The organism is Alteribacter populi (assembly GCF_002352765.1).
Lineage (GTDB): Bacteria > Bacillota > Bacilli > Bacillales > Salisediminibacteriaceae > Alteribacter > Alteribacter populi.
This window is the reverse complement of sequence record NZ_KZ293963.1, coordinates 1,441,564-1,462,895: the sequence shown is the minus strand read 5'-3', so window position 1 is coordinate 1,462,895 and position 21,332 is coordinate 1,441,564. Positions and strand designations below refer to the sequence as shown.

Annotated in this window: 23 protein-coding genes and 1 pseudogene; 12 read left to right on the top strand and 12 right to left on the bottom strand. The window is 40.2% G+C overall.

Annotation, left to right across the window (positions count from 1 at the left end):
• Nucleotides 1–75: 75 nt before the first annotated feature.
• The 3 genes from CDZ94_RS07110 (at nucleotide 76) to CDZ94_RS07100 (ending at nucleotide 2,916) form a co-directional block, all read left to right on the top strand.
• On the top strand, nucleotides 76–738 hold the full coding sequence (locus CDZ94_RS07110) for a hypothetical protein (protein WP_096435808.1): 663 nt from the start codon (nucleotides 76–78) through the stop codon (nucleotides 736–738).
• A gap of 23 nt (nucleotides 739–761) precedes the next feature.
• Nucleotides 762–1,406 carry a PAQR family membrane homeostasis protein TrhA gene (gene trhA, locus CDZ94_RS07105; RefSeq protein ID WP_096435807.1) on the top strand — a complete coding sequence of 215 codons (645 nt, stop codon included), beginning with the start codon at nucleotides 762–764 and terminating at the stop codon, nucleotides 1,404–1,406.
• Nucleotides 1,407–1,554: 148 nt separating this feature from the next.
• Nucleotides 1,555–2,916, top strand: a complete 1,362-nt coding sequence (locus CDZ94_RS07100; protein WP_096435806.1) for a DUF2254 domain-containing protein — start codon at nucleotides 1,555–1,557, stop codon at nucleotides 2,914–2,916.
• Here the strand turns inward: CDZ94_RS07100 and CDZ94_RS07095 are convergent.
• The 5 genes from CDZ94_RS07095 to CDZ94_RS07070 form a co-directional block, all read right to left on the bottom strand.
• Nucleotides 2,878–3,099, bottom strand: a complete 222-nt coding sequence (locus CDZ94_RS07095) for a hypothetical protein (protein WP_096435805.1) — start codon at nucleotides 3,097–3,099, stop codon at nucleotides 2,878–2,880. The two genes, CDZ94_RS07100 and CDZ94_RS07095, sit on opposite strands and share 39 nt — an antisense overlap.
• Nucleotides 3,100–3,355: 256 nt before the next feature.
• On the bottom strand, nucleotides 3,356–3,571 hold the full coding sequence (locus CDZ94_RS21910; protein ID WP_096435804.1) for a YvrJ family protein: 216 nt from the start codon (nucleotides 3,569–3,571) through the stop codon (nucleotides 3,356–3,358).
• 131 nt (nucleotides 3,572–3,702) lie between these two features.
• Nucleotides 3,703–3,924 carry a DUF2922 domain-containing protein gene (locus CDZ94_RS07085; RefSeq protein ID WP_096435803.1) on the bottom strand — a complete coding sequence of 74 codons (222 nt, stop codon included), beginning with the start codon at nucleotides 3,922–3,924 and terminating at the stop codon, nucleotides 3,703–3,705.
• Between the two features lie 32 nt (nucleotides 3,925–3,956).
• Nucleotides 3,957–4,172 (bottom strand): DUF1659 domain-containing protein, encoded by a 216-nt coding sequence (locus CDZ94_RS07080; protein ID WP_157811936.1) that lies wholly within the window; start codon nucleotides 4,170–4,172, stop codon nucleotides 3,957–3,959.
• 529 nt (nucleotides 4,173–4,701) lie between these two features.
• Complete coding sequence (locus CDZ94_RS07070; RefSeq protein WP_157811937.1) at nucleotides 4,702–5,214, bottom strand: sigma-70 family RNA polymerase sigma factor; 513 nt, start codon at nucleotides 5,212–5,214, stop codon at nucleotides 4,702–4,704.
• Between the two features lie 248 nt (nucleotides 5,215–5,462).
• Here CDZ94_RS07070 and CDZ94_RS07065 point away from each other — a divergent pair, with 248 nt between their 5' ends.
• Nucleotides 5,463–6,089, top strand: coding sequence for a pyroglutamyl-peptidase I (locus CDZ94_RS07065; protein ID WP_096435799.1), 627 nt, complete (start codon nucleotides 5,463–5,465; stop codon nucleotides 6,087–6,089).
• Nucleotides 6,090–6,380: 291 nt separating this feature from the next.
• Complete coding sequence (locus CDZ94_RS07060) at nucleotides 6,381–6,734, top strand: ArsR/SmtB family transcription factor (RefSeq protein ID WP_425352556.1); 354 nt, start codon at nucleotides 6,381–6,383, stop codon at nucleotides 6,732–6,734.
• A 52-nt stretch (nucleotides 6,735–6,786) separates the two neighbouring features.
• On the opposite strand, the gene CDZ94_RS07055 is transcribed toward CDZ94_RS07060, so the two are convergent.
• Nucleotides 6,787–7,311: a hypothetical protein gene (locus tag CDZ94_RS07055; RefSeq protein WP_096435798.1), complete on the bottom strand. Its 525-nt coding sequence runs from the start codon at nucleotides 7,309–7,311 to the stop codon at nucleotides 6,787–6,789.
• Between the two features lie 147 nt (nucleotides 7,312–7,458).
• Here CDZ94_RS07055 and CDZ94_RS07050 point away from each other — a divergent pair, with 147 nt between their 5' ends.
• Nucleotides 7,459–8,214: a DUF2087 domain-containing protein gene (locus CDZ94_RS07050; protein WP_096435797.1), complete on the top strand. Its 756-nt coding sequence runs from the start codon at nucleotides 7,459–7,461 to the stop codon at nucleotides 8,212–8,214.
• Between the two features lie 118 nt (nucleotides 8,215–8,332).
• On the opposite strand, the gene CDZ94_RS07045 is transcribed toward CDZ94_RS07050, so the two are convergent.
• Nucleotides 8,333–8,626: a 4a-hydroxytetrahydrobiopterin dehydratase gene (locus CDZ94_RS07045; RefSeq protein ID WP_096435796.1), complete on the bottom strand. Its 294-nt coding sequence runs from the start codon at nucleotides 8,624–8,626 to the stop codon at nucleotides 8,333–8,335.
• A 223-nt stretch (nucleotides 8,627–8,849) separates the two neighbouring features.
• Here CDZ94_RS07045 and CDZ94_RS07040 point away from each other — a divergent pair, with 223 nt between their 5' ends.
• Both CDZ94_RS07040 and CDZ94_RS07035 read left to right on the top strand, forming a co-directional pair.
• Nucleotides 8,850–9,734, top strand: coding sequence for a phosphatase PAP2 family protein (locus CDZ94_RS07040; RefSeq protein ID WP_245415708.1), 885 nt, complete (start codon nucleotides 8,850–8,852; stop codon nucleotides 9,732–9,734).
• A gap of 22 nt (nucleotides 9,735–9,756) precedes the next feature.
• Complete coding sequence (locus CDZ94_RS07035) at nucleotides 9,757–10,344, top strand: NAD(P)H-dependent oxidoreductase (RefSeq protein WP_096435795.1); 588 nt, start codon at nucleotides 9,757–9,759, stop codon at nucleotides 10,342–10,344.
• Nucleotides 10,345–10,513: 169 nt separating this feature from the next.
• Here CDZ94_RS07035 and CDZ94_RS21520 read toward each other — a convergent pair whose 3' ends face one another.
• The 4 genes from CDZ94_RS21520 to CDZ94_RS07020 all read right to left on the bottom strand — a co-directional run bounded on the left by CDZ94_RS21520 (nucleotide 10,514) and on the right by CDZ94_RS07020 (nucleotide 14,170).
• Nucleotides 10,514–10,675, bottom strand: coding sequence for a hypothetical protein (locus tag CDZ94_RS21520; RefSeq protein WP_198520819.1), 162 nt, complete (start codon nucleotides 10,673–10,675; stop codon nucleotides 10,514–10,516).
• A gap of 99 nt (nucleotides 10,676–10,774) precedes the next feature.
• Nucleotides 10,775–11,692: a DMT family transporter gene (locus CDZ94_RS07030; protein ID WP_096435794.1), complete on the bottom strand. Its 918-nt coding sequence runs from the start codon at nucleotides 11,690–11,692 to the stop codon at nucleotides 10,775–10,777.
• 49 nt (nucleotides 11,693–11,741) lie between these two features.
• Nucleotides 11,742–13,526, bottom strand: coding sequence for a B12-binding domain-containing radical SAM protein (locus CDZ94_RS07025; protein WP_096435793.1), 1,785 nt, complete (start codon nucleotides 13,524–13,526; stop codon nucleotides 11,742–11,744).
• A gap of 86 nt (nucleotides 13,527–13,612) precedes the next feature.
• Nucleotides 13,613–14,170, bottom strand: a complete 558-nt coding sequence (locus CDZ94_RS07020; protein ID WP_157811938.1) for a GNAT family N-acetyltransferase — start codon at nucleotides 14,168–14,170, stop codon at nucleotides 13,613–13,615.
• 272 nt (nucleotides 14,171–14,442) lie between these two features.
• Between CDZ94_RS07020 and CDZ94_RS07015 the strand changes: the two genes are divergently transcribed.
• Nucleotides 14,443–15,009: a hypothetical protein gene (locus CDZ94_RS07015; RefSeq protein ID WP_096435791.1), complete on the top strand. Its 567-nt coding sequence runs from the start codon at nucleotides 14,443–14,445 to the stop codon at nucleotides 15,007–15,009.
• Nucleotides 15,010–15,525: 516 nt separating this feature from the next.
• Nucleotides 15,526–16,706, top strand: a pseudogene (locus CDZ94_RS07010) (IS3 family transposase).
• Between the two features lie 73 nt (nucleotides 16,707–16,779).
• On the opposite strand, the gene CDZ94_RS07005 reads toward CDZ94_RS07010, so the two are convergent.
• Nucleotides 16,780–17,559, bottom strand: a complete 780-nt coding sequence (locus CDZ94_RS07005; protein WP_096435790.1) for a hypothetical protein — start codon at nucleotides 17,557–17,559, stop codon at nucleotides 16,780–16,782.
• A 312-nt stretch (nucleotides 17,560–17,871) separates the two neighbouring features.
• On the opposite strand from CDZ94_RS07005, the gene cydD reads away from it, so the two are divergent.
• Nucleotides 17,872–19,602: a thiol reductant ABC exporter subunit CydD gene (cydD, locus tag CDZ94_RS07000; RefSeq protein WP_096435789.1), complete on the top strand. Its 1,731-nt coding sequence runs from the start codon at nucleotides 17,872–17,874 to the stop codon at nucleotides 19,600–19,602.
• Complete coding sequence (gene cydC / locus CDZ94_RS06995) at nucleotides 19,599–21,329, top strand: thiol reductant ABC exporter subunit CydC (protein WP_096435788.1); 1,731 nt, start codon at nucleotides 19,599–19,601, stop codon at nucleotides 21,327–21,329. Before cydD ends, cydC begins: the two co-directional genes overlap by 4 nt.
• Nucleotides 21,330–21,332: the final 3 nt, after the last annotated feature.

Here is a 21,332-nt window from a genome sequence, read left to right as displayed (position 1 = left end):
TGGAATCTTTTCCTTACCCAAAATTTCTGTATAATGGACATATGAAAAACTATGATGAACGCAGGTGACTCAACCATGAAAAAAATGTTGATCCTTCTCTTCACGACCGTAGTTTTGGTCGGTTGTTCAGATGATGATTTCTCTTCGGAGGACTATGAAGAAATGGAAGAAAGCGAAGACATAGAAACATTGATTGCCACTAATGAACGATTAGTGAATCAAATAGAAAAGTATTCTGAAAAAAATGAAACGCTTAAAGAGGAAGCTGATGAGTTAAAGGTTGAGAATGATCAACTAAAAAGTGATATACTTACATTTAAGCAAAGAGCACATGAAGTAGAAGAAGAGAAAGAATTTGAACTGGTATTAAGAAATCAAATGGATGAAAAAGCGAGACAGTACTTTTTATCCATGCATAATCGTGACCACGATCAGTTAACAGAAATGTCAGCAGAAAATATTGAAGCAAATGAAAGTCGTGAAGTGCTGTTGATTAGTGAGGATGATTTAGAGTCCACTTTCCATTATTTAAATATAAATGAACTGGACTTTTTACAAATAGCAGATTCAGAATATGACAAAGAAAACGAGCGATATGTTGCTCTTTATTCGATTTATTCTCTTGATGATGGGGACGAACAAGACCAAGATGTCTTTGATGGAATGATAGAACTTACTTTCCAGCAAGTTGAAGGTGAATGGAAGGTAACCTCCATACAATACAGATCTATGACGTAAAAAAAGATGGAGGGATGAACGAAATGACTGAAACACATACATTTACAAAAAAAGAAGAGATAGCAAATGCGGTTACGCACGGAATAGGAGTTGTCTTTGGTGTTGCGGCGCTGACATTATTAATCGTATTTGCGAGTATGTACGGTACAGCTTCCCATGTTATCAGCTTTACCATTTATGGGATCACCTTATTGTTGATGTATGTTTGCTCAACATTGCTGCATAGCTTCAAACAAGGAAAAGTAAAGAATGTATTTGAAATCCTTGACCACTCAGCTATTTATTTGTTTATTGCTGGGACTTACACTCCTTTAATGGTGATCGTTGTAGATGGAGTGTTAGGCTGGGTGTTATTGTCTGTCGTATGGACTATGGCTGCGGTAGGGATTGTATTTAAAGTATTCTTTGTAAAGAAATTTATTTTTTTATCCACTATGTTTTATATCGCTATGGGTTGGATGGTTGTTTTTGTCCTCAATCCAATTGCCACCAAGGTGGAGATGGGTGGAATTATTCTCTTAGTAACCGGGGGTCTTTTGTATACCGTTGGAACGGTTTTTTACATTTGGCGGAAGTTTCGATTCCATCATGCTGTTTGGCATTTGTTCGTTCTCGCTGCTTCTATTACACATTTTTTATCAATATTGCTTTATGTCACGCCAGTATAAATAGAAGGCGAATCAATAAAGTTTCAACGGCTTCACTCATTACATCGAGGTACCTCAACAGGTCAAAAATCGACCTGTTGAGGTACCTCTTATATTTTTGGGCATTCTCCAAATACTAGATGTACTACGAGTATTTAGGAGGCGTGTTATGACAAGGGTGTGGTTGTTTGTTCGGTCGAGTTATTGGTTTATACCGACGGTTTATGGTCTTTTAGCCATTACTCTTGCTTTTTTAAGTCATGAAATGGACCAGCAAATTTGGCGGAATCCTGTTTTTCTTGAAAAAATTCCGACTTTGTTTTTGGCTGATTTTGACTTGGCTTATACGCTATTAAGTACCATTGCGACTTCTATTTTAACGATGACATCCATTTCATTTTCTTCAATTTTAGTCGTGATGACAACTTATGTCTCTCAGTTTTCGCCTCGTTCATTGCAAAATTTCATTACAGACCATCATACGCAACGAATATTAGGTGTTTTTATAAGTGGATTCGTTTATTCGATTGTATTGCTTCTCCTTACAAAGCATTCGAGCGCCAATGGAATGGATGTCTTAATATCCCCTGTTTTTGCTGTGCTCATTGCGATAGTTTCTGTTGGTTTTTTCGTCTTCTTTGTTCACCATGTCGCCAAGTGGATCCAAGTAAGAAACCTTATTCAAAACATATACAACGATACTTTGAATGTAATGAACCGCTATTGGGATGATATTGAAGACGAAAAAGAAGATGACCCCTGGGAAGACTGGGAAGGAGAAGAAACGCTAGAGAAACATTTTCAGCAGATTGCTGCAGCGCAACCCGGGTATGTTCAATGGATTCATTTTCAAGAGTTAGTTGAGCAAAGTAAGAAAGATGACACGTTAGTGGAGCTGCTTTATTCACATGGGGATTATTTAGGAAAAGGAATGCCAATCATGAGGGTGTATGGAAATGAGGGAAAAATAAAAAAAGCGAAATACAATAAATATATGATTATCGGTAATGCGCGTGAAAGTATTCAAGATGTTCGGTATGGCATCATCAAAATGGTAGAGATTTCGACAAGGTCTCTTTCCCCAGGAATAAATGATCCTTTCACAGCGATCGAGTGCATTAACTATCTGGGACATACGCTGGCAGCTTTAAGTCGTAAAACGTTTATGGAAAATTACCTTCATGATCGCGACGGAAATTTGCGAGTGCTCAAAAAGGTCTATACGTTTCATGACTACTTATACCAAAGCTTTTTTCAAATCCGCTTTTACGGTCGAGATGATGTGGCAGTGTTAAATGCCTTATTAGACGCTCTCCATGAAATATCAACCCATGGGAAAGGAGCGATTCAAGAGGATATTTGGCGGTTTTGCCGCTATATAGCTGAAGGAATCAAACAAGAAACCTTTCTTGATATGGACCTTGATCAAATGCAAGAGAAGTTGGATCACTTAGCGGTAATGACCTCGGCCCCAAAAAATAATCGTATCCGCTTACGGCAATCGAATGATCGCTTCAATGATCACCCATAGAAGATAGGGACCACCAAGACAGATGAGAAAAGTAAACAGAACTTTTGATGTTTTGTCAACGATTTCTACCAAGTGGTCCGCGTCCCGCAATTGTTCGGCTTGTTCAATCGTTTTTGGTTGATCATTACGATTTTCATTTTGCACTTTTAGGTTCCGTTCTTCAAAGTAAATGACTTTAGCCATATTCATTCTCCTTTGCTACTTCATTTCTATTAGCCAGCTTGTCCAATTCTTTTACTTAAAATGCGTGTTTGAACATCCTCTTAAAAGACTTTATGAGATAAAAAGAGAGATTATGAGAAGAATTTTTCTGGAGGGGATGAGGGACGTTACTTTGGACCGAATAGCTGCTTGAGGTCGGGAAAAACACCTCTCCCTCACTCACAGACTATTCAAAGCATTAGGAAAGCCAGTCACGTAGGTCATGACTGGCTAGTAACTAATTTTCTGCTGCTGATTTTTCTGGATGGAGCGGAGAGGGACTTGTCTGTTGTGGGTAAGGGTGTCTATTCACATCCGTCCACTGCCTACTATGATGAAGGAGAAGGACGGATCTATTAATTTGGTCCAGTTTCTTCTCCATTCGGTGCAATAAATAAAAGGTAACGGCCATAGGAAAACCATAATCCACAACGATACCGAGCCACGTTTCCATTCGAGAACCTCCTTTTATTGTTTTGTGAAAGCTAATCGTGCAAGAAAAGCGCAAGGCGCTCATCGATACGTGAATCTTATACTTCCTTAAATTCTAAAAAAGGAGGGACAGCATCCCTCCTTTACTAATCATTAGATTCCGATGTCAATTTCTTCAACGTTTCGCTCAACAATGCGTGCGCTGCGTTTACTTACAAGCTTTCCACCAGATGATGTGAATACGTTTTGGGTTAGTACTTCATCCATGGCTTCACTAATTGCCTGATTGTCAGCTGGTTCAACTGGATCATCTAAAGCAATCGTGACACTTCTACCTTCATCATTTGAAAATAATAATTCAAGACGTTTACTCATGCATTTCACTTCCTTTCATTAATTTTTAATTCTTATTCTCCTTGCAAATCATACGTATTGTTTCGCTCAACTTTTACTAACGAATGCATTTGCAGCGGGGCAAGAGCAGCTGCGGTGGCTGCTAATTCACTGTTTCCAGCAGCAGGGTCGATATTTTGAAACTGTTTCGTGCGCTCAATTTCGTCTCCGTCGTCATTGTAGCCAACAACAAAGGTCATTGCTAAACGAGAGTTAATCGTCGTTTCCATTTGATCACCTCCTTTCATCAATTAGGTATGTATTTGCGTGTAAAAATGGGGGGAAAAACTTTTAAAAATTTCAACGAGTAACCAATTTAATAAATGAGTCTTTGTATTAAAGATAGTTTGATGTTGGTGCGCGTTATTTGTCGAATCGCCGATATCCAAGCAATTTCCGCTGATATATTGCTGATTTCCGCTGATATCCAAGCAATTTCCGCTGATATAGTACTGACTTGCGCCGATAGCCGAGCAATTTCCGCTGATATATGGCTTGAATAGATGAAAAAGTGCCTACTCGTGGCGATATAATACTCAAATAAATACTCTGTTTGTTGTTTTTGAGCGTTTTTCAACTCAAATGACGAGTTGAAGGCAATAATTTGCGTCATAAAAGCCGTGTAGATCGAGGCGGAGATGCGAGCCAACGAGCTTCCCCAGGATGGGGTGACTCCTGTGTTCGCCACAGGACGTGGCGGCATTTAGCAGGTGACCATATTCTCCAACAGCTAGTATTAGCGGACTTTTTGAACATCCTTTATCCCCACTCTTTAGAGAGGGATTTCTTTAGTTTTTTGGTCGCTTCTTTTTTCCACGTGTGTACGGTGGATATTTTCACATTGTACTTCTCTGCAATTTCTCTAGGTTTAAGTTGGTGAATGATCGTTTCAATCACCCAGGTTTTCTCACGACGGCTGAGTCGGGCAGTACGTATGAGTGAATAGATTTCTTCCAGACTCTCATCTGCTGAAACAGGGGCTGTGTCGGTTAACGTAAGAGGTTCAGTGAGCTGGAAGTGTTCATTTCTTTTTACGTGATCCTGAATAGCTATTAGCAAATATCCTTTTACATACGCTTTAGCATAGCCTGGGAAAGGTCCTTTCTGAGGATCATAACGGCACCATGCTTCATATAACGCAATACGACCGATTTGTAAGTATTCATCCTGGTCAAAGCCCAACTGCCACTTGTTTAGTAAAGAACGAATGAGAGGTTCAAAGTCGTGATAAACTTGGTCAAAATTCAGTGGGACTTCTTTTTTCAGTTTCATTGAAGGACTCCATTTAGGAGGCGCCTCCTTCATATTCCGCGGTATATCTAAGATTAATAGAGCTGGCTTGGTTGAGCGACTCGTCAAAGTGAACTTTTTCTATTCTTGAGGGGGGAGGAGCTTCATGTATCTTTAAAGAATAATTGGATAATAAAGGCTGAGCTTTACACGAAGAAGGAAGAAAAGGGGAATGTGAGAAAATAGAGTCGGAATGCGTGGTACAATAAGGGAAAGAGGGGGGAAGAGCGATGAATCTACTTATAAGTGGTTTTGAACCATTTGGTGAATTATCGGTAAATCCTACACAAGTGTTAGCTGAAAAAGCACAAGAGTGGGAAGTTGAAGGCGTGAATATTCATACTGTTGTTTTACCAGTGGTTTATCACGCGTGTGCGAGGCGGTTAATTGACGAAATAGAAAGGGTGAATCCTGACGTTGTCTTATCACTCGGGGTCGCTGTAGGAAGGTCGAGTATTACACCTGAGAGAATAGGAGTCAATCTCCAAGACACAGTGGGAGAGGGAAAGCTTGGTGATAATGCGGGTCAGAAGCCAAAAGATGAAAAACTTTACGAAACCGGTCCTGATGGGATATTTTCTACTTTACCCAACCGATTTTTAGTAAACGCGTTAAAAGAAGCAGGTATTCCCGCACAAATTTCCAATACGGCTGGGGCCTACATATGTAACAACACGCTGTATGAAATGCTCGTTTATTTAAAAAACGAGTCGTCTGAGATAAAGGCCGGATTCATACATGTTCCCGCTACTCCGGAAATGGTTACGGCATCCTCCCATTTACCGAGCATGGCTTTGGAGACTCAGGAAAAAGCACTGAAAATGATGATCACGACTCTTCGTGACTCGCTTACATAAACCTTGTTCTATGTTTTGATGCCAAGCTCTAGCTACGAGGTCATTTTAGCTTGTAAGAAAAAGACAAAAACGGCTTCAATCTGCCAGTCGAAAATGCTTGCACTTTCTGTATAAAACCATTCTTTGATGAAAGTACGAGGTTAGCTAAGACTTTCGCCTTTTTGGGCGATAAGTCAAGTTTTCTATGTCGCACGAAGCCAAGGTCGGATTCGTGTGCTTATCTTATCAAAAAACGCTATGCGGTTGTTCTTCATCGTTTGTGATAGCATGTATGGTAAAATAGTGGTGGGGGTGAACGTTTTGACTACGAAAGAACGAACCTTTGAAGAAGCATCCCAGCATTTAAAAATTGTTGGGGATAAAACGCGGTTAAAAATGTTAGCGATCCTATATAAAGATGAGTGTTGTGTCTGTGAACTCGTAGAGATTTTTCAGATGAGCCAGCCTTCAATCAGTCAACATTTGCGGAAATTAAAAAACGCAGACATTGTGATTGAACGACGAAGCGGGCAGTGGATATATTATCGTTTAAATGAGAACCATCCTTGGTTTGATCAACTTGAATCGATTATTAAGACACTTCCAGATACACAACCCCTTTTAAATGATCTGTTGGAATCAGGAAAAAGAGTGTGTTGTGACTAATGTAAACAAGAAAGCAGCCCCCACAGAATTTTACTAGGGAGCTGCTTTTTTGTTATTTGCTTTTGTCTTCTTTATTGAAGGTTACATAGTTTTCCAACAGCTCTTCAAGCTGAGGTTTCTCTTTATTTGAAATCGACGTTTTAATTTTCGTACCTTTATCAAGTTCCATTACGAGTTGTGTTCGTTGCCGGCGCTGTTTTCCCCAGCCAATCTTCCTGATTTTCCCCCACCTGGCTTGATAACCAGCAAAAACAATCCCATCTCCTCTAATTTCAAAAATCTTATCTAAAAAAATGAGTACCGTGACCCCGAGTGGCAGTAATAATGAAAATACCATTGTAGCGGTTTCTAAACTACGAAACACTTCCAAGTACAGCATGACAGTTAACAGTAAGACGACATAAGAAAAGCTAAGGGCTACTTTGTACATTTTCATGCCCGTATGTATTTTTTTATGATCATTTTCTAACGTGTAAATCACATAATCTTGACTGGCCTTTCGTTGTTTGTGAGTAAAAATATAATACAACGCAATGACTGCTAGTACTGTACCGAAAAACAAGTATAACCAACGCATGAAAATTCCTCCGTAAGTGAATTGACTTCCATTTTATCACACAGTAAACAAATTAGAAAATTGACAGTTTTACACAAGTTTTATATTGATTTAGTTTACTTATTTATAAACATAATGATAATATGTTTATAAAAGGAGGTGGCGAGAATGGAAGGAGCATTTTGGAATTCGACTGTTCAGGAGATCGAGAAGGGGTTTGTGAAGGAGGATCACGGATTCACGTGCCTAGTATGTGGAGAGGTCTTTCAAGAAGGGTTCATTTTTCAAAAAGAAAATACGTTGATGGAAGCCAAAAAAGCCGTTGAAGTCCACGTTCAATCGGAACACGAGTCCATGACGTCCAGATTACTTGGGTTACCCAAGAAACAGACAGGGTTATCCGACATTCAAAAAGATGTATTGAGCCTTCTCTTAGCTGGAAAAAGTGATGAAAAAATTGCGAGTGAGCTGGAGTTTGGCAGTATTTCAACTGTACGGCAGTACCGTTTTAAATTTAGAGAAAAAGCAAAACAAGCTAAAGTATTTTTGGCGCTTATGAATGCATACGAAGAGTCTAGTGGGAAAAAGAATGATCATTCGATTCATAAGGGGGCGAAAATGGTGGATGACCGCTGGGTGATTACAGAACAAGAAGAAGAAAAGGTATTAAAAAATTACATTGATAAACAAACAGGAAAGCTTTTGCAATTTCCTGGGAAAGAAAAAAGAAAAATCGTGATTTTAAAATATATAATTAGTCAATTTGAGGTTGAACAGCAATATAAAGAAAAAGAAGTAAACGAGCTTATTAAGAGGTTTTACGAAGATTTTGCAACACTTCGCAGGTATTTAATCGAGTATGGATTTATGCACCGCAATAAAGATGGATCACGCTATTGGGTAGAGCGAACGTTGTCAGAATAAAAGGAGGGTGTCGACATTGTTTGTTTTGTCGACACCTTTTTTCAAAAGTTAAGGAAGCGGGCAGCTATCTTCACGCACCTCGACAGCTATGCGCTTTTCTTAACATACTATTACTATTTTAATTTATATATTTAGGGATCGTTTGATCAAAAGCATAGGCAGATTCAAAGTCTATCTGCGTTATTCCACCTACATCCATCGTACATAATCGGAGAGTCACTTTCTGATGATCAATGATAATTTGGGGATGGTGATTCCGGTCTTCAGCTAACTTGGCGACTTCGTTTACGAATGACACTGCTTTTGCAAATGACGGGAGTTGAAACTCTTTGCTAATGAAGGTTTCCTCATCCAATGTCCAACCCGGGGAGTCCTTTAAGTTTGCCTCAATTTCTTCTTGCGTTAGCGTCATACATATCCTCCTTTAATAAATGCTGTCAGCCAAAATAAATTGAAAATTCAGTCAAACTATATTTTTATCTTATCAAAGGTCGATGAAGATGAAAATGCCTTTTGAACATTTTGTCATTTTCTCATACTTGATGTATGTCAATGTCGAATTCTATTTGCTTGTTTGCATTAAAGGAATCCATAGACTTTTGTCGAATCTCTTATCGTTGGAGGGGGAGAATAAATTGAGAGAAGTAGAAACGTCGATTCTACAGCAAATAACAGATTGGCAGCACCCTTTTGGAAATGGAGTTGCGTATGTCTTAACATTTTTAGGAAATGAACTTTTTTATTTTCTAATTATTCCACTTGTATACTGGTGTATTTCGAAGTCCTTTGGGATACGTTTAGTGTACGTGTTTATTGTTTCGATTTATATTAATTCATGGCTCAAAGCTTTATTCAGTATTCAAAGACCGGTTGGGATCGAAGGGGTTCAGTCTCTATATGTATCTTCTGCTGAGGTCGTTTCTCATTATCCATATGATAGTTTCCCGAGCGGCCATGCTCAAGGATCGGCTACGTTGTGGGGGATGATTGCTTATCAATTACGAAATCGTCTTTTTTGGGTATTTGCTGTTTTTCTTGTAGCATCGATTTCACTCAGTCGTCTCTACGTAGGTCTTCATTGGCCGACAGATGTCCTGGCAGGTATTTTCATCGCTGCATTCATCATTTTTCTTGCTGTAAAATTAGAGAAGTGGATCGTGCAATGGCCTGAAAAAGCGAAATGGTTTGGGGCAATCGCTTTACCTATAGTGATGATGCTCGTTTTTCCAGCACCTGAAGGAATGAAATATGGGGGTTTTTTGCTAGGTGCAGGGATAGGGTATATGGTTGAAAAAAAATATATAAAAATGATGATTGTTAAAAGTGTCGTTAAAAAAGCAGGTGCTCTTGTGATTGGGCTCGCAGGGCTGTTTGTCATTCAACAAGGAGTTAAAATGGGATTAGGAGATGCCTTACTTGTCGATGCTTTACGGTATGCTCTCATTGGATTATGGGGGTTATGGTGGGCGCCCGCTTTATTTATTAAGTGTAGGCTCTATAAAAGAAGTCGAACAAAATAAATAACAAGAGAGGCTGATAAAGATGAGGCACTTGATTATTTACATGCACCCTTCAAAAGAAAGCTTTAACGGTGCAATATTAGAGGAGTATACGAAGGCGTTAACAAATTCAGGTCATGATGTACTTGTGCGTGCTTTATCTGAATATGTATTTTCCCCATTTTTAACGAAGCAGGAATATGAAGATTCACTTCAGGAGGTGTATACACCTGATGTAGTAGAAGAGCATCAACATATCACGTGGGCTGATGCTATTACATTTATTTTTCCATTGTGGTGGGGAGGGCTTCCTGCTATCGGTAAAGGGTACGTAGATCGCGTCTTTTCCTATGGATTTGCTTACCGTTTAAAAGAGGAAAGTCCGGTTCCTAAGTTGACGGGAAAGAAAGTCGCGACCATATGTACAACGGGATCTCCTTCAGACGTTTACCGTGAACAAGGCATGCATGAAGCGATTAATCGAATTTTTGATAAAGGGATATTCCAATTCTGTGGTCTCGAGGTCCATAATCACCGCTATTTTGGGAATGTTATCTTATGTTCGGATGAAGAGAGAAAAAAGATGTTAGCAGAAACAAAGGAACTTGCACGTTCTTGGGAAAAACAGTGAAGATAAAAGAATGGAATGTGAAAAAGCCTGGTTTCCGATTTGAGGAAACTAGGCTTTTGCTTTTACTTTTAGGTTCATTTCTAAAAGAATGTTGTTATTTGCTTTTTGAGTGTCCTTTTACGCAAAGTGTAAAAGCTTTCTGTGCTCAAAGAATTGTTTAAGTTACCCTTTAAAACATTGGCAAAATATAATTGATCAGGAACCACAAGATGCCGAAAAAGATAATAAGGTAGGCCGCATATTTAATAAAATTGGATGCAACGCGACTATTGTCTTGTTTTTTTTCTACATCCTCATGACGCTTATCAACGTTTACATGTTTGCCAGCCATAGTGTTGATTCCTCCTTCAGTCTCTTATCCCTTATGATGTTATTTATGGATGTTTTCCCTAAGAGAATGAAGTTAAACTTGAGACCTAGTTCTACGCTTTTAGGAGGGGCGTTCCAAGGAACGAACCTGTTTGCTCTCGTTTGTCTGTTTACTTTTTTGAATAAACAAGACAGCAAGGAGGACGAAGAACATTCCGACAAATTGCCAAGGAGTAAGCTGGTCTTGGAAAATAAACACGCCAATCATCGCTGCTACAACCGGCTCTATCGTTGCCGCAATGGAAGCTTTACTGGATTCCACTTGTTGAAGACCGGCTGTATAAAGCAGGTAAGCAAGCACAGTGGGGACCGTTCCTAGTCCAAGAGCTAACAGTATTCCTTCCATTGTAAAAAGAGGCTCAAGACGAGTCAGGATTCCACTCGTTGGAACAAGAGCGACAGAAGCGAACAAAAACGTATAGAATGTAATCGTTAACGATGAATAATTTCGAGACGATGCTGCTTTTCCAAAAATACTGTATAAAGCGTAACCAAAGCCAGAACATATTCCAATAAACACACCATAAACCGACAGTTGTTCAGCGTTTAAAGGAAAGACGCCGATGACAAGTGTACAGCCAAGAAGAGTGATGAGTAAGGCGACCGATTTTTGTAAAGTGATTACTTCCTTAAAGAAAATCCGGCTCATAACCGTGACAAAAGCAGGTCCTGTATACAACAGAACAGCTGCGATGGACAGGTTAATCTCTTGAATCGTCGTAAAATAAGCCCAATTAAAAAATACAATACTAAAGATGCCTGTCCCTAAAAATAAAGGAACGTGCTTTGGTTTGATTTTAAACATTTGTCTATTTTTAAATGCTACGATGAAAAGCAGTGCTGCGAAGGCTACGGCAACACGAATTGTGACGACCTCAATCGGGGTGAACCCTAGCTCGTAGAGCCCTTGAACGAAGATTCCGATTGTCCCCCAAAGGGCAGCTCCCCCAATAATAAATGAAAATGCCCACTTATTCACGAAATCCCGCCTTTCGATTAAACGATGTTCATTTTTTGGATGTCCAATACTACTTGGCGCTTTTTATCCTCCCTTTTGAACGCTCACTTGTAGGGAACACAGGAAAAGAAAAGGTTTGCTTTTCTAGCGTTTTAGGGTTGTAGTAAACAACGAGATAATGTTCTGTCCGTTCTATTGTGCTACTATCTGTATATTGATGTAGATCAAAGGGGATTCGCTCTACGACAAGGTGTTTTTGCACTTCCTTAGTAGATAACTTTAAAGCTGCAAATTCAGAGTTTACCATTTCAGGATAATCTGTTAAACTTTCTCGCACCCTGTTTTTTTCGTCTCTGTCCATATCAAGTTCCCACCAATGCGTCCGCGGTTTATGCTTTTGGTGAAGCAAGTAGTCCAACTTCATCAGTCCGCGAATCACATCGAGGTTTTTTACACCGGATTTTGCAAGGAAATAGTCAAGCCTTCTAAACAGGTCTTCTAACTGGTGGCCGATCCTGGACCAGCCTTGCTTGTCCCACTCGTTACCATACTCCTGGAAAAAGTCAAAAGGAGTTGGAAACGAATGCTTCACTAAGTATTCCATTGTATGATCCATCCGGTGGTCGTTCCAATACTTTTCTAAAATATCTTCTACACGCTTAATTTTTACAATGTCATCAAACGAAAGAATGTTGTTTGATAAAATTTCATAGGGTGCGTGATCCATGTAACGGTAGTCAAAGCGCTCAGCCATCGCTCTCATACCGGTTCCTCTTAGCATTTTTAAAAAGCCTAGCTGAAGCTCTTCAGGACGAAGGGCAAAAACATCGTTAAAGGTTCGTTTAAAAGAATGATAGTCCTCTTCAGGTAGACCGGCAATTAAATCGAGGTGCTGGTCAATTTTTTGGCCGTTTTTCACCATTGTTACTGTTCGTGCTAACTTTTTATAGTTTTGTCGTCGTTGGACAAGGTCATTTGTAGCGTCGTTTGTTGACTGAACACCGATCTCAAAACGGAAAATTCCCGGAGGAGCATGCTCATTTAAAAATTCCAGCACTTCCGGACGCATGATATCAGCGGTAATTTCAAATTGAAACTCACAACCACCGTGGTTTTTTATGAGAAAGTCAAAGATTTCAAGGGCATAATCTCGTTTAATGTTAAACGTTCGATCTATAAATTTGATCATTTTTGCCCCGCTGTTAATGAGGTAAAGAAGATCGGCTTTCACACGTTCTATATCGAAATAGCGTACTCCCACTTCAATAGAGGAGAGACAAAACTGGCAGCTAAACGGGCACCCACGGCTGGTCTCAAAATAAACGACGCGTGTGGATAAGCTGTCACGGTCTTCTTCGAAACGGTATGGGGTAGGAATCTCGTTAATGTCGATCTTACCGCGACCAGGATTTATCACAATTTCGTCGCCTTTTCGATACCCGAGACCAAATACATAGTGATATCCTTGATCTCCTTTTATTTCTTGAAATAAATGTTTAAACGTTTCCTCGCCTTCTCCAATCACAATAAAGTCGACTTCAGAAACGCGTTCAAGCCACACTTTTGTATCATAGGATACTTCTGGTCCCCCGAGGATGATTTTTGTATTAGGAAGTACTTTTTTCAGCATTCTCACGACTTGAATGGTTTGTTCAATATTCCATATGTAGCAGCTAAACCCAATCACATCAGGTTTTTTACTATACAGATCAGAGACGATCGTCATTTCTGGATCTTTAATTGTATATTCTGAAATTTCCACATCGTATTCAGGCTGTGCATATCCTTTTAACAAGCGCAGTGCTAAACAAGTATGAATGTATTTTGCATTAAGTGTTGTCGCGACAATTTTCATTTGAGTAAAACCTCCACACAATCCTAATCATTTCGCCTTATCATATCATATTTTCCATTCCCTATGCTGAGTAGACGGTGAAAGTGTTATTTGACATGATACTCCATTCGGTAAACGTCTTCGTATTGATATGGTGACCGTTTAATATGATAGTGAAAGTGGCCGACAATGGTAAAACCGAGTGATTCATATAGTGAAACAGCAGGCGTGTTACTCGTGAAAACTTCGAGGCTCAGCTTTTCGAGATCGCGATGATTACGGGCCCAATTTATAACAGCATGCATAAGTTGTTTTCCAATTCCTAGCGAACGGTAAGGTTTTGCGACGATCAGCCCGAGCATTCCATGGTGCTTCATTCTAGCAATCGGCTGTTCAGGGTCGAAGGAGGCAATCCCGACGATCTTATTGGCTCTTAAGCAAATGACGAGTAGGTGAAAAGGGGAGTGGAGAACAAAATAATTTTTTTCCGCTTGGTCATGGGTCGTCATGGAAAACTCGGATTCCGTGAGTGTGAGCCCGTCATTTTCTTTTATCACGTTTTTCGTTAATTGAAGCATTTCTTTTGCGTCCTTGATACCAGCAGAACGAATCATGAGAGGCTCACCATCTTTGGCAACGGATGATATCGGAGAAAAATAGGCCATCGTATCCCTCCTTAGATAACGTTTATCTATTTTATGGGGGAGGAAGGGAGAAGATGTTCCATCAATTTTGCTCGAGAGTAAAGAAAGCTTAAAAGTCCAGGTTTCGATGTCTAGTTCCAGGCGCCTTGTGCTTATCTTACTTTTATCATGACAAGTCATTCGTGTCGGCGAATGACATAGGGTATCAATCACGATTTTATCATCTGTTCATAAAATGAAATGTACTTGGCTTGAGTTGAATATATTGGAAAAACATAAAGGAGAGTGTTGATATGAGTTGTCAATGCGGAAAAAACCATGGGTACCCTCAACAAGGGATAGGGCAAGGACACGGGTCTCACATGGGCGAACATTCAGCCTATGGTGGGGGGCACCCTCAAATGATGGGTCCTATGGGAATGCAGCACCCCGGAATGGGAGGAGCAAACCAGCCAATGCCGGGAGTAATGGGAATGCAGCATCCCGGAATGGGAGGAGCAAACCAGCCAATGCCGGGAGTAATGGGAATGCAGCATCCCGGAATGGGAGGAGCAAACCAGCCAATGCCGGGAGTAATGGGAATGCAGCATCCCGGAATGGGAGGAGCAAACCAGCCAATGCCAGGAGTAATGGGAATGCAACATCCCGGAATGGGAGGGGCAAACCAGCCAATGCCGGGGGTAATGGGAATGCAACATCCGGGTATGGGTGTAGGTAATCACCACATGAACGGTCAGATGCCAATGGATCAAGCTGGCCACCCTCAATACCATCCAGAAATGATGAATGGCCCACAATCAGGGATGCCTCAATTAGGTCACATGCCAATAGACGATGATGATGGCGGCGTACTTTTTTAAGAGTTAAGAAAGCATAAAAATCTACGTTTCTGTGTCTAGCTCCAGGCGCCACCGTTTCGTGTCAAATAATCTGCCCGATTAAAAGTAGAAAGCACTTTTTATCGGACAGAACATTTGCATATCTTCGGGTACACGGGCGCCTTGCGCTTTTCTTGGCTTGAGCCGTTCATGTGTTAAATTTTGAGGCTCACTTAGAAAATATTAGTTTTTATTGAGCGTCCTGATACGAATGGGATGGTAGGGTTTTTAGCTAGAAAGTTCAGAACGTATAAGCGGACAACTAGCTTCACGCCGCTCGTCCAGGGGAAAGCAACAATACATGCGGTGGCAGCGCTTCCCGCGGAAAGCGTCCGCCTGTAACGGATTCGAGCGAAGAGCTTATTTTATCAAAAAGCAACCATCTTTTAGGAAACCGCTTTAATAAAAGACCGCAATTGATATTATCCCCTTAAAGTAGACATTCGAAAAAAACCTCAGATATGATGAGGTTAGAATGTGACTTGGAGGGGATTTTTCATGGCAATAAAAGGGCAAACGTTTCGCCAGTATACAGAAGAATTTAAGTTAAAGGCTGTAATGAAATATGTAAACGGATCTAAAAGCTACAAACAGACCGCAGAGGAATTAGGCATTCGTAATTGTTCTCAACTGAAGGTGTGGGTGAAAAAATGGAAAGCTGGTGAACCTTTCGATACTCGGGAAGGGGCCTCAAATCCACTCAAAGGCCGTCCAAGAACAAAGTTCAAGTCTGTGGAAGAAGAAAGAGACTATTTGAAAGCGCAGGTAGATTACTTAAAAAAGCGGTATCCAAATCTGGTGGAGGAGGAAAGCGAGTCTCAAGACAAGTAAAGTACGAAATAATAGAGAATTTGAAATCTGTCTATTGAGCTTCAAGGCTGTTGAAAATTGCCTCTATTAAGCCAGCTGCCTATTATAAGTGGAAGAAAACGAAGGCAGAGCGGGAAGAGCGTGAATCAGAGGACCATGATATCAAAAATCATATCATGGCTATCCATTTTAAGCATCCAGAGTTCGGCTATCCTCGAATCACCATGGCTTTACAAGACGAAGGGTATAGGATCAATCATAAAAAGGTTTATCGCTTAATGAAAGAATTAGGCATTCAATCTAAAATTCGAAAAAAGCGCAGATATCATGGTCAAGCGCCTTCTGTTCAGTATCCAAACCGGTTAAAAAGACAGTTTAAGGCATGCGGACCTAATCAGAAATTAGTTACTGATATTACGTATGTGACTGATGGTTCACGCTTTTATTATCTTTCAGTTATCCAGGGTCTTTTTAACAACGAGGTGGTTAGCTGGCAATTATCTAAACGAAATGATTTACAGCTTGTATTAGATACAGTAGAAAAATGGACAATGAAAAAAGATATATTCGAAGCCGTTCTCCATTCGGATCAAGGCTTTCAGTATACGTCTAAGCGATACAACTCGCGATTAGAAGCAAATCAGGTAAAAGGCAGCCACTCTCGCAAAGGAAACTGCCTAGACAATGCCTGTATTGAATCCTTCTTCTCGCATCTGAAGACTGAAAAGTTGTATATGACTGAGTGTAAATCAGAAGTTGAATTAAGACAAGCAATTGAAGATTATATTTATTACTACAACTACAAACGATTCCAAAAGAAACTAAATAAACGCGCACCGATAGAGCATCGATGCGCGCTAGCTGCCTAGCTTTTTTAGCTGTCTACTTGACAGGGGTATGACCAAATGCGGCTTTTCTTTATGTGATTGTTTAACATAGTCACTAGTAAATTGGTAAAATAAATGTAGACTGCCAGCTTGGAACTGGGACGGTCTCCCGGCGAATGCGAAATTCAAGAGGAAGAGATGACTCAGAAGAGAATGTTAATAACAGCTGAGATCGGCCATTACTCGATTCGGTTCGAGTGGTCGTCACCGGATACAACTCTTCATTATCAACTAGCGTAATCTGATACCGCATTGGGCGATCATATTGATCTAAAGGATCATAAAGATCAAAAGACACGTCTTGCCCGGATATCTTCACGTCTTCTAGAGTAAGATCTCCAATCGTAGTTGTAGCAGTCTCATCGTGATCAAAATGAAAAGGATAGCCATCCAAAAACAATACGGGATCCACGATAAACGGGATAAAGAAATAGTTGCTTTGACCAACCTCACCTGTGCTTAGGTTCATTTCGATGACAAATTCATGAGATTCTAAAGATTCTTGCAAATATTCATCTTCAAAGTAGTTAACGCTTTGAACCTCGTAGGGAAGATGATTTTCGTCTTCAATAAAAGAAGGCCATTGAAAGGATAAATCATCGACAGATAAATCATCAGGACGGACGTGCTGTACGCGCAATACGATTGAGTATGTATTTGAATCAGTCTTATTTGCTAAAGTTGGATCGTAAGTAATCGAAAAAGGATTTTTATTGTATTCTGTTTTCGTTTGTATGTTGTCTTGAGATGAAGAGGAGTTTTCTTCTTCTTTAAAAAGACCACAACTACTAAGTAGAAATAATAGAGTAACCGTAGTAAATAGGGAACGTATCAAAGCCATTTCCTCCGAGATCAGCGTCGTCTTACTTTGCTTCGTTTCTGTGTTAGTTTATCAAAATAAAAAGCGCCGTTCTAGATTAAAATGCTAAGCTACAATTGAAATTCGCAAATCTACTATTTAAAAGTCAAAAAATCGCTAAGTGCTTACAATGTATTTTGTGGTGATTTCCATTATAATGGACTATATAAACATTATATAGGTGGCTAAAGTGCAATACTTTAATAAAGGTAGTATCATTCATTTTTATATCAATTTGTGAAGTGGATCACAAATGTTCGTTGATTTTTACATGAGGAGAGCATAGACATGAAGGAATTAAAAAAGCTGGCATTCGCCCAGAGGAGGCGAGTGGTATTTCTCATATTATTATCCTTGTTATTAGGTGCAGTGATTATTGGACAAGCTTATTTGATCGTCACGATTGTAGATGCCGTTTTTCTAAAAGGGGAATCATTTCAAGAAATCGCACCTTTATTAGCTAGTTTACTGGCTATTTTTATTTCAAGAGCAGCGTTAGCTTACTTAAGTGGCCGGACAGGAGTGACAATGGCGGCGAAAGTAAAAGGTGACTTTCGTAAGGCGCTATTAAATAAGTTTTCACGAAATCCCATTCAAGCATCTTTAAAAGGGCAATCAGGTGAAAAAGTGAGTGTCATGATGGATGCGGTTGATGAATTGGATAGTTATTTTAGTAAGTACTTTCCGCAGATGATCCAAACTTATATTGTACCATTGATGATTTTGATCGCTGTTTTTGCTGAAAACCCTTATTCTGGACTGATCATGATTATTACCGCGCCATTTATCCCATTTTGTATGATTCTCATCGGAGGGATGACTCAGAAAAAGCAAGACAAGCAGTTGGAAAAAATGACGGCATTCTCTGCACGTTTTCTTGATACTTTACAAGGGCTCACGACACTAAAGTTTTTTGGTCGTGCTAAACAACAACGGGAATTAATCCGAGAAAGCAGCTTAGGCTTTGGCGAAGCAACGATGGACGTATTAAAAGTAGCGTTCATTTCTTCGTTATTAATGGAGCTGATTTCGATGCTAAGTGTAGGGCTTGTTGCAGTCGAAGTAGGTCTTCGTCTTGTCATTTACGAAAGTATTTCCTTTTTTACTGCTTTCTTTGTTTTAGTGCTTGTACCGGAGTTCTTTAATTCATTGAAAAACTTAGGTGCTGCTTTTCATGCCGGGCGAGGAAGTGTAGCTGCTTTTAAAAAAGTGATGGCAGAGTTAGATGAAACAGAGCAACCGGTCCAATGGGGGGATCAAAAATTAGACACCCGTGAGCAGCCGCCAACGCTTACTTTACAAGGGGCAGGGTTTAGTTACGGTGACGATGCGTTTTCTCTAAAGGGACTTGATGCTGAAATTCCTTCGTTTAGTCAGGTTGCAATTGTCGGGCGAAGTGGTTCAGGAAAAACAACATTATTACATTTATTAGCTGGCCTTGTCGCATCTGAAGGACAGGTCTTTGTCAATCATCGTTCACGAACGGAATACAAAGAAAAAGATTGGTTCGATCAATTAAGTTATATTTCTCAGCATCCGTATTTATTTTCCGGAACGATTGAAGAGAATATCGCGATCGGAGCCACTTCCCCACCTTCAAGAGAAGAAGTAAAAAAAGCGGCTGAAAAAGCGGGGATTTCTCAGATGATTGAAGGGCTTGGAAGGGGCTATGATACGCCAATTGGTGAAGCAGGACGAGGACTTTCTGGCGGTGAAAAGCAAAGGATCGCCTTAGCACGTGCCTTTTTAAAACAACCCTCTGTTATTTTATTTGATGAGCCGACAGTGGGGCTGGACCTTCAAACAGAACGAATATTACAAGCTTCTATAGCGGAGCTCGCTCAGTCGTCATCTGTTATTACTGTGGCACATCGTCTTCACACAATCACGCACGCTGATAAGATTCTTTTTCTTGATCATGGTGAAATCGTTGCACAAGGAACACATGAAGAGCTCATGAAGTCAGTTTCAGATTATCGGGAAATGGTGTCTGTGCAGCAAGGAGGGATATCACAATGAAAGACTTTGCTATTGTGACACGACTTATGATCATCGAAAAAAAGCATGTGCTGTATTCGATCGTTTTTGGCTTTCTTGCCGGGATTGCCGCTGTAAGTCTCTTTGCTACAAGTGGTTATTTAGTTTCAAAAGCAGCGTTGGTGCCTCCTCTTTATACGTTGACGTTTGCCATTGCTTTCATAAAATTTATTAGCTTCTTAAGGGCAGGCAGTCGTTATGCTGAGCGGTATTTTTCACATAAAGCAACGTTTACAATATTAAGTAACATCCGCGTTTATTTTTATGAAAAACTGGAGCCATTAGCACCGAGTATTTTTCAAAAATATCGGAGCGGTGACCTCCTTTCTAGAATCGTGGGCGATGTAGAGACGTTACAAAATTATTTCCTTCGCGTGTTTTATCCGCCGATTGTTATGCTTATCGTCTTTTTAAGCACGATTTTCTTTACAGCCTTTTTCTCAGTCTATGTCGCCTTAGCTTTAGTTTGCGGCCTTCTATTAACAGGATTTATTGTCCCTGCTCTTTTTGCAATGCGGCAAAGACATGTCGATCGGCATGTAAGAGAACAGCGAGGCATCTTATCAACAGACGTAACAGAATTTTTATACGGATTTCGTGATTTGAAAATTCACCAACAACTGGATCGGCAAAAACAACAGCTTACCGATTCTTCCGACCATTATTTACGTGAACAAGAAAGAGAAGGAATTCATGCGTTATTCGGCGAGTCTGTGAACAATATGATTTCTCTCATTATCGCCTGGATTGTTCTTGGAATGGGGGCTTACTTTGTTGTTGATGGCCAATTAAATGGCGTATTTCTTGCCATGCTCGTGATGATTTCACTCACTGTGTTCGAAACATCGAATCCGATGGCGGTGTTCCCGAGTCACTTTGAGAATAGTAAACGCGCATCGAACCGCCTTTTTTCAGTTGTTGATCAAGAAAACGATGTTGTGAGAGGAGAAAAGGCATCAGCCAACGTCCATTTGGATACAAGCCGGGCCCCCGTAATCGAAATGGAGAATGTTTCTTTCTCCTTCCCTGATGAAGAGCGTGAAGCGTTACATGACGTGACCCTTCGTCTTGCTACTGGCTCTAAAACGGCGATCGTAGGCCCTAGTGGTTCTGGGAAATCGACGCTCCTGCTCCTTTTATCGAAGGTTTTTCTTCCAAATAAAGGAACCCTTCGTTTTAATCACACGTCAATAGAGCAGGTGAGTCAAGAAAATGTTTGGGAGGCATCGAATGTCGTTTTACAAGAGAATCATTTCTTTTATGGCACGATTCGCGACAATTTGTTAATAGCAGGTGATGAGTTAACAGATGGAGAAATGCAAAAAGCGCTAGGAAAAGTAACGCTCGACACTTTTTCATTAGATGATTTAGTATATGAAAAAGGGGAGAATCTCTCTGGTGGAGAAAAGCAGCGACTAGCTATTGCAAGAGCGATGTTAAAGGCAGCGCCTCTTTGGCTTCTAGATGAGCCCACTTCCTCAGTCGATGCATTAACTGAGCAGCAGCTTTACGAACATTTATACGAGAAAGCTGAGGAGAATAAAGATACCCTTGTTCTCGTTAGCCACCGATTAAAAGAACTCGAGAAGATGGACCAAATTATCGTAATGGAAAAGGGTAGAATTATTGAATCAGGTACGTTTGAAGAGCTCATGATGATGGAAGGCTACTTCTATGAAATGAAGAAAATTGAAACGAACCTCCTTTAGTTG

What these genes read in the sequence shown, in the direction of transcription:
- CDZ94_RS07110 (WP_096435808.1), top strand. Translation starts at nt 76, where the DNA reads ATGAAAAAAATGTTGATCCTTCTCTTCACGACCGTAGTTTTGGTCGGT.
- CDZ94_RS07035 (WP_096435795.1), top strand. Translation starts at nt 9,757, where the DNA reads ATGAGGCACTTGATTATTTACATGCACCCTTCAAAAGAAAGCTTTAAC.
- cydC (WP_096435788.1), top strand. Translation starts at nt 19,599, where the DNA reads ATGAAAGACTTTGCTATTGTGACACGACTTATGATCATCGAAAAAAAG.
- CDZ94_RS07085 (WP_096435803.1), bottom strand. Translation starts at nt 3,924, where the DNA reads ATGAGTAAACGTCTTGAATTATTATTTTCAAATGATGAAGGTAGAAGT.
- CDZ94_RS07020 (WP_157811938.1), bottom strand. Translation starts at nt 14,170, where the DNA reads ATGGCCTATTTTTCTCCGATATCATCCGTTGCCAAAGATGGTGAGCCT.
- CDZ94_RS21910 (WP_096435804.1), bottom strand. Translation starts at nt 3,571, where the DNA reads ATGGAAACGTGGCTCGGTATCGTTGTGGATTATGGTTTTCCTATGGCC.
- CDZ94_RS07065 (WP_096435799.1), top strand. Translation starts at nt 5,463, where the DNA reads ATGAATCTACTTATAAGTGGTTTTGAACCATTTGGTGAATTATCGGTA.
- CDZ94_RS07100 (WP_096435806.1), top strand. Translation starts at nt 1,555, where the DNA reads ATGACAAGGGTGTGGTTGTTTGTTCGGTCGAGTTATTGGTTTATACCG.
- CDZ94_RS07055 (WP_096435798.1), bottom strand. Translation starts at nt 7,311, where the DNA reads ATGCGTTGGTTATACTTGTTTTTCGGTACAGTACTAGCAGTCATTGCG.
- CDZ94_RS21520 (WP_198520819.1), bottom strand. Translation starts at nt 10,675, where the DNA reads ATGGCTGGCAAACATGTAAACGTTGATAAGCGTCATGAGGATGTAGAA.
- CDZ94_RS07080 (WP_157811936.1), bottom strand. Translation starts at nt 4,172, where the DNA reads ATGGAAACGACGATTAACTCTCGTTTAGCAATGACCTTTGTTGTTGGC.
- trhA (WP_096435807.1), top strand. Translation starts at nt 762, where the DNA reads ATGACTGAAACACATACATTTACAAAAAAAGAAGAGATAGCAAATGCG.
- CDZ94_RS07070 (WP_157811937.1), bottom strand. Translation starts at nt 5,214, where the DNA reads ATGAAACTGAAAAAAGAAGTCCCACTGAATTTTGACCAAGTTTATCAC.
- CDZ94_RS07025 (WP_096435793.1), bottom strand. Translation starts at nt 13,526, where the DNA reads ATGAAAATTGTCGCGACAACACTTAATGCAAAATACATTCATACTTGT.
- CDZ94_RS07050 (WP_096435797.1), top strand. Translation starts at nt 7,459, where the DNA reads ATGGAAGGAGCATTTTGGAATTCGACTGTTCAGGAGATCGAGAAGGGG.
- cydD (WP_096435789.1), top strand. Translation starts at nt 17,872, where the DNA reads ATGAAGGAATTAAAAAAGCTGGCATTCGCCCAGAGGAGGCGAGTGGTA.
- CDZ94_RS07015 (WP_096435791.1), top strand. Translation starts at nt 14,443, where the DNA reads ATGAGTTGTCAATGCGGAAAAAACCATGGGTACCCTCAACAAGGGATA.
- CDZ94_RS07095 (WP_096435805.1), bottom strand. Translation starts at nt 3,099, where the DNA reads ATGGCTAAAGTCATTTACTTTGAAGAACGGAACCTAAAAGTGCAAAAT.
- CDZ94_RS07045 (WP_096435796.1), bottom strand. Translation starts at nt 8,626, where the DNA reads ATGACGCTAACGCAAGAAGAAATTGAGGCAAACTTAAAGGACTCCCCG.